Origin of the sequence: Trebonia sp., from assembly GCF_049794275.1 — a bacterium.
Classification (GTDB): domain Bacteria; phylum Actinomycetota; class Actinomycetes; order Streptosporangiales; family Streptosporangiaceae; genus Trebonia.
The window spans coordinates 1-5,700 of the sequence record NZ_JBARCR010000855.1; the positions used below are offsets into that span (position 1 = coordinate 1).

The 5,700-nt window shown below is 67.2% G+C and carries 7 protein-coding genes; 5 read left to right on the plus strand and 2 right to left on the minus strand.

Annotated features, from left to right (window positions below):
* Both WA805_RS22115 and WA805_RS22120 read left to right on the plus strand, forming a co-directional pair.
* Positions 1-783 (plus strand): mycofactocin-coupled SDR family oxidoreductase (locus WA805_RS22115; RefSeq protein WP_425243285.1); only part of this gene is annotated, 783 nt, incomplete at its 5' end.
* A 133-nt stretch (positions 784-916) separates the two neighbouring features.
* Positions 917-1,612, plus strand: a complete 696-nt coding sequence (locus tag WA805_RS22120; protein ID WP_425243286.1) for a hypothetical protein — start codon at positions 917-919, stop codon at positions 1,610-1,612.
* A gap of 22 nt (positions 1,613-1,634) precedes the next feature.
* Here WA805_RS22120 and WA805_RS22125 read toward each other — a convergent pair whose 3' ends face one another.
* Both WA805_RS22125 and WA805_RS22130 read right to left on the minus strand, forming a co-directional pair.
* Positions 1,635-1,841, minus strand: coding sequence for a hypothetical protein (locus WA805_RS22125; RefSeq protein WP_422273045.1), 207 nt, complete (start codon positions 1,839-1,841; stop codon positions 1,635-1,637).
* A gap of 303 nt (positions 1,842-2,144) precedes the next feature.
* Positions 2,145-3,773, minus strand: coding sequence for a DEAD/DEAH box helicase (locus tag WA805_RS22130; protein ID WP_424558748.1), 1,629 nt, complete (start codon positions 3,771-3,773; stop codon positions 2,145-2,147).
* Between the two features lie 341 nt (positions 3,774-4,114).
* Between WA805_RS22130 and WA805_RS22135 the strand changes: the two genes are divergently transcribed.
* The 3 genes from WA805_RS22135 to WA805_RS22145 form a co-directional block, all read left to right on the plus strand.
* Positions 4,115-4,318 (plus strand): cold-shock protein, encoded by a 204-nt coding sequence (locus WA805_RS22135; RefSeq protein ID WP_422273089.1) that lies wholly within the window; start codon positions 4,115-4,117, stop codon positions 4,316-4,318.
* Positions 4,319-4,453: 135 nt separating this feature from the next.
* Positions 4,454-4,681, plus strand: coding sequence for a hypothetical protein (locus WA805_RS22140; RefSeq protein ID WP_422273049.1), 228 nt, complete (start codon positions 4,454-4,456; stop codon positions 4,679-4,681).
* A gap of 150 nt (positions 4,682-4,831) precedes the next feature.
* Positions 4,832-5,700, plus strand: an 869-nt coding sequence (locus tag WA805_RS22145) for an aldehyde dehydrogenase family protein (RefSeq protein WP_425243287.1), incomplete at its 3' end; no start/stop codon positions are given.

The window sequence follows — 5,700 nt, forward strand, 5'->3', positions numbered from 1 at the left end:
CGCGAGGGCGCCGACGTGATCATCACCGACGTCATTGACCAGCTGCCGACCGTTCCCTACAAGCTCGCGACGAAGGACGACCTCGACGAGACCGTCCGGCTCGTCGAGGCTTACGGCCGGCGCGTGATCGCGGCGAAGGCCGATGTCCGCTCGCAGGAACAGCTGGACGCGGCGGTGGCAGCCGGCATAGCCGAGTTCGGCACGATCGACATCCTGATCGCGAACGCCGGCATCTGGACTCTCGGCGCGTTCTGGGAACTCACCGACGAGCAGTGGGACGAGATGATCGGCGTCAACCTCACCGGCGTGTGGAAGGCGGCGAAGGCTGTGGCGCCGCACATGATCGAGCGCCGCAGCGGGTCGATCGTGGTCATCGCGTCAGTGAACGCCCTGGAGGCCGGCCAGTACACCGCGCACTATGTGGCCGCCAAGCACGGCCTGATCGGGCTGATGCGCAACGTCGCGCTGGAACTCGCCCCATACGGCGTCCGGTGCAATGCCATCAGCCCGGGCGCGGTCAAGACGCCCATGACTAATCATCAGGGTGCCTGGGACATGTTCGCCGGCCACCCCGGCGGGACCGAGGAGGACATGACCGAGGCCGGCCACCACTACACGCTGCTAAGCGGGACATCCTGGCTGGACCCCCAGGACGTGGCGAACGCTGCCCTGTACCTTAACTCGGACCTAGCATCAAAGGTCACTGGCGTAACGATCCCGGTCGATGCTGGCCATCTCACCCTGTCCGGCTACAACCCGGTGTCCACGCGGTTGCAGACCTAATTCGGGCTGGTAACGGCGATGTGAGCTACTGCCGACGGGTCTGACGAGATGCGGGAATCCGGCGGTTCGCACCCGGGAAGACATCATCCATCCGGGATGATTCCACTGCCGGGCCGCCAACTCATCATCGAGTATGACTACCGAACAGAGACCGGCGCCTGAGCCCGGGACTGGACGGGCTGTCGCTGCCGGGCCGGGCGAGCACTGGTGGCCGATCGCCGCAGCCATCATCGTCGTGGCCGGCCTGCACGTGGCGCTGCCAGCCCGCTACCGGGTCCAGCCCGCCTGGTTGCTCCCGACCGTGCTACTCGTGCTGCTAGCGGTGCTGATCATAGGGGACCCGGGCCGCATCGACCGGCAGAAAGCCTGGCTGCGGATCATCACCAGCGCCGTCATCGCGGTCATCACCCTGGCCAACCTGCTCGCCGCCGGTCGGCTCGTCGTGGAAATCCTGACCAACAACAAGCTTTTCGCCAGTCACCCGGGCGGCCTGCTCGCCGCCGGTGCCGTGATCTGGGCGACAAACGTGATCGCCTTCGCGCTCTGGTACTGGGACCTCGATCGCGGCGGTGCCGCCGCCCGGGCACATCACCCTTACGACAACCCGGCGTTCGTCTTCCCGGAGATGCAGCACACGGACTATGTGCCGGCTACCTGGGTGCCGCGGTTCGTCGACTACCTTTCGCTGGCCTTCTGGACCGCAACCGCGATCAGCCCTACGGACATCTCGGCGATCAAGTCGTGGTCCAAGCTGCTCATGATGCTGGAAGCATCCGGCTCGATAGTCCTGGCTGCGCTCGTCATCGCGCGCGCGATAAACGTTCTCTAGCCTCGTCAGGACAGGCGCGATGTCACGAGGCGGATGCCTTGCCGTCAGGCTCCTGGCCGGGTTCGTCGTGGCTTGCGGGCGGTATGTCAGCATCCACCAGGGCGGTAGACCCGGCCGAGCGCGTGACGGTCTCGTCGGTCCGCTCCCGCAGCCGCTCCAGCGATTCGGCGTCGCCGAGCGGGACGGTCGCCTCAAGGCGCGAGCTGTTCTGCACCTCGGGCTGGTCCATGACCGCATCCACGAGACTGGCCCGGCTGCCTGGCGGTGTACGCCCGGGGCCGGGATGCAATGAAGCCCGGACGGTCCTCTCGGGATCGTCAAGAGGCGTCACTTCAGCTGCGGCCACCGTCTGATCTTCGTTCTTTATTTCAACGCGACGAGACTTGTCGCTGGTCATGGGATTCTCCTCTCGGACCAGGCCTGGTCTGATGCCCCGGCCTGGTCTGACGCGTATACCGCTGCCCGAAACGGCCGGCGTAAAACAGCCTCAACGGCTCATCGCACAGCGGCTCGGCGACCACGGCCGCGCAGGCTACCGCGCCGGGTAGCGTTCGCGGCGAACGGTTGCCTTCCGGCCCTTGATGCTGGTCTGCCGGAGCGCCGCGATCACGTCGTCGGCGGCTGACTCCGGGACCTCGACGAGCGAGAATCGGTCGGCGATCTCGATCGCTCCGATGTCCTTGCCGGAGAGGCGCGACTCGCCGGTGATCGCACCGACGAGATCCTGCGGCCGGACTCCGGAGGCACGTCCGACTCCCACGAACAGGCGCGTCGTGCCTGCAGTCCCCGGGCGGGCGCGCCGCTGGTCCCGTCCGGATGCCTTACGGGGGCCGGAGCGGTCGTCCGCCGGGCGCAATTCGGCCTCAGGGAGCTCTTCCTCGTCGACGGTCCCGCTCGTCTCATGTGCCAATTTGACTGCGGCGAGCGCCACCTCGAAGAGGTCGAACTCTTCAGCGAGCGGCTCGACAACGGCCCGGAAGGTCTCGAGGTCGTCCTCCAGCAGGCTCTCTCGGAGGGCACCGCGCGTCAGTTCCAAGCGCCTGGCGCGCAGGTCGGCGACGGTCGGCAGCTGCTCAGCCGCGATCCGCTGTCCCGTGGCCCGTTCGAAGGCCTTGAGCATCCTGTGCTCGCGCGGCTCGACCAGGGTGATGGCCGTTCCTTCGCGGCCGGCCCGGCCGACGCGCCCGATGCGATGCACGTACAACTCCGGCCCGCTGGGCACGTCGTAGTTCACCACGTGCGTGAGCTGCTCGATGTCGAGGCCGCGTGCGGCCACGTCGGTAGCCACGAGAAGATCGATGCTCCCGCCGCGCAGCCGGCTCATCACCCGGTCGCGCTGTTGCTGGTCCATTCCGCCGTGCAGGGCCTCGGCCCGATAGCCTCGGCCGTTCAGGGTCTCGGTAAGCCGGTCCACCTCATCCCGGGTACGGCAGAAGACGACCGCCGCCGCCGGTGCCTCTAGGTCGAGCACCCGTCCGAGAGCGGCGGGCTTATGCCCGCGTGGCACGATGTAGGCACTCTGCTGCACCAGCAAGCCATCGGCAGGCGCCTGGTGGCCAAGTTCGACCCGCACCGGGTCCCGCAGGTGGCGGCGCACCATGCCGTTGATGCGCGGGGGCATCGTCGCCGAGAACAGCGCGGTCTGCCGGCTCTTCGGGGTGTTGCCGAGGATCGCCTCGATGTCCTCGGCGAAGCCCATGTCAAGCATCTCGTCCGCTTCGTCGAGGACGACGATCGCGAGGCCGCGCAGGTCCAGCGTTCCGCGGGTGATGTGGTCGAGCGCGCGCCCGGGCGTCGCCACCACCACGTCGGCACCACGGTCAAGCGCCCGCAGTTGCCGGCCAATTGGCTGGCCGCCGTAGATGGGCACCACACGCGCGCCGATTTCATGTCCGTAGCGGTGCATCGCTTCGGAAACCTGTACCGCAAGCTCGCGCGTCGGCACGAGCACTAGGGCGAGCGGCTCTGGCCGCCCGCCTTCCCTGAGGACCCGCTGGAGCACGGGAAGCGCGAAGGCTGCCGTCTTCCCCGTCCCGGTCGCAGCCTGACCGACCAGATCACGCCCGTCAAGCAGTGGCGGGATGGCGGCCTGCTGGATCGGCGTTGGCTCCTCGTAACCGAGGCCGGAGAGGGCATGGAGCAGTTCCGGGGCCAGCGCCAAGTCGGCGAATCCGCCCGCGTCCTCGACGATATTCCCGATCATGAATGACCCACCTCGGTCCCAAGACATCTTTGACTTCCTCGGCTATCCGCCCTCCGCCACGTTACGGCAGACAGGACGCGGGACGGCGCCCGGCAGCGATGTGGGAAGTGGACGGTGAGCTGAGGGCGGAATTGCGCTCGCGCCTCGCCTGATTCCGCCCGGATGGGAATGGTCTGGCCTCAGGTGTGGTTAAATGCTGGCGGTCGTAGCTTCTGTGTACGTGTTTCATAGCGCGCTCGCGGATGTACTGCCGGTTCCCGCGCAGTGCGGGGACCCATCGTAGGTAGGGAGACATGCGCGTGGCGCAGGGAACAGTCAAGTGGTTCAACTCGGACAAGGGTTTCGGGTTCATCAGTGTCGATGGCGGGGGCGAGGACGTCTTCGTCCACTTCTCCGCGATCGAGTCCAACGGCTACCGCAGCCTGGACGAAAACCAGCGCGTCGAGTTCGACATCACGCAGGGCCAGAAGGGCCCGCAGGCCGAGCACGTCCGCTCGCTCTGACGCTGATCATCGGGTAGTGCCACCGTCCGTTCGGAACATCTTCTTTATCCCGAACGGACGGTGGCTTCTCTGTTTCTCGGAGTGTCTCTCGCCTCGGGGAAGCAGCAACGGCGTCTAGGGCGCATACTAGATGTGATGAAGCCTGCCCCCGCCGCGACCCGGCGCTTCCTGCCCACAAGCCCCTTCAAGCCCCCGCCCCCGGCCCCGCCCCCCGAGCAGTTCGCGGTGCAGGACCAGGTGACTCACGATAAGTACGGCCTCGGCCGGGTCGTGAGCGTCGAGGATGACACCTCCCTGGTCATCGACTTCGGCACGCATCAGGTGCGCATCACGACGCCCTGCGCCAAACTGACCAAACTCTGATGCCGTCAGCGTCGTCCCCGGAACCCCGGGGGCGCTGCCGGTTGCAGGCCCGGTCCCGGCCCGAGGGGGGGATGGGTCTTGGGCTGGGTACCTTGCTCCCGTAACGTTGTCTCACTGGACCCTTTGCTGCAGTGACACCGGGAGCAGGCAATGACGCAGACCCCGCCTTATCAGGTAACCGACCCGGCGACCGGCGAGGTGACCGAGACTTTCTCCTTCGCCACGGACGCGGAGGTAGCGGAGGCGCTCGCCGCCGCGACCGAGGCGTTCGCGGCATGGCGGCTTCGCCCGGTCGCCGAGCGCTCCGCGATAGTGAAACGGATCGCTGAGCTGTTCACCGAGCGCGCCGCCGATCTGGCCGCGCTGATCTCCAAGGAGATGGGCAAGCGGCCCGCACAGGCCGTCGGCGAGGCCGAGTTCTGCACCGATATCTTCAACTACTACGCCGACAGCGGCCCCGGGCTCATCGCTGACAAGCCGCTGCCCGGCCATGACACGGCGCGCGTGGAGTACCGGCCCGTCGGCCCGGTACTCGGCGTGATGCCGTGGAACTACCCGTATTACCAGGTGGCCAGGTTCGCCGCGCCCAATCTGATCGTCGGCAACACCGTCATACTCAAGCACGCAGAAAACTGCCCTACCTCGGCCTTGGCGATCGCGCAGATCATGAGGGACGCGGGCGTGCCGGACGGCGTGTACGTCAACCTCTTCGCGACCCACGAGCAGGTCGCCGCGATGATCGCCGACCCGCGGCTGCACGGCGTGTCGCTGACCGGCTCCGAGCGGGCCGGCACCGTCGTCGCCGAGACGGCCGGCCGCAACCTGAAGAAGGTCGTCCTTGAGCTTGGCGGCTCCGACCCGTACATCGTCCTCGACACCGACGACGTCGAGGACGCAGCTAAGACCGCCTGGGTCACCCGGATGGAGAACGTCGGCCAGGCCTGCAACTCCAACAAGCGGATGATCGTCATGGACGACATCTACGACGGCTTCGTGGCCGCCCTGGTCAAGCGGGCCAC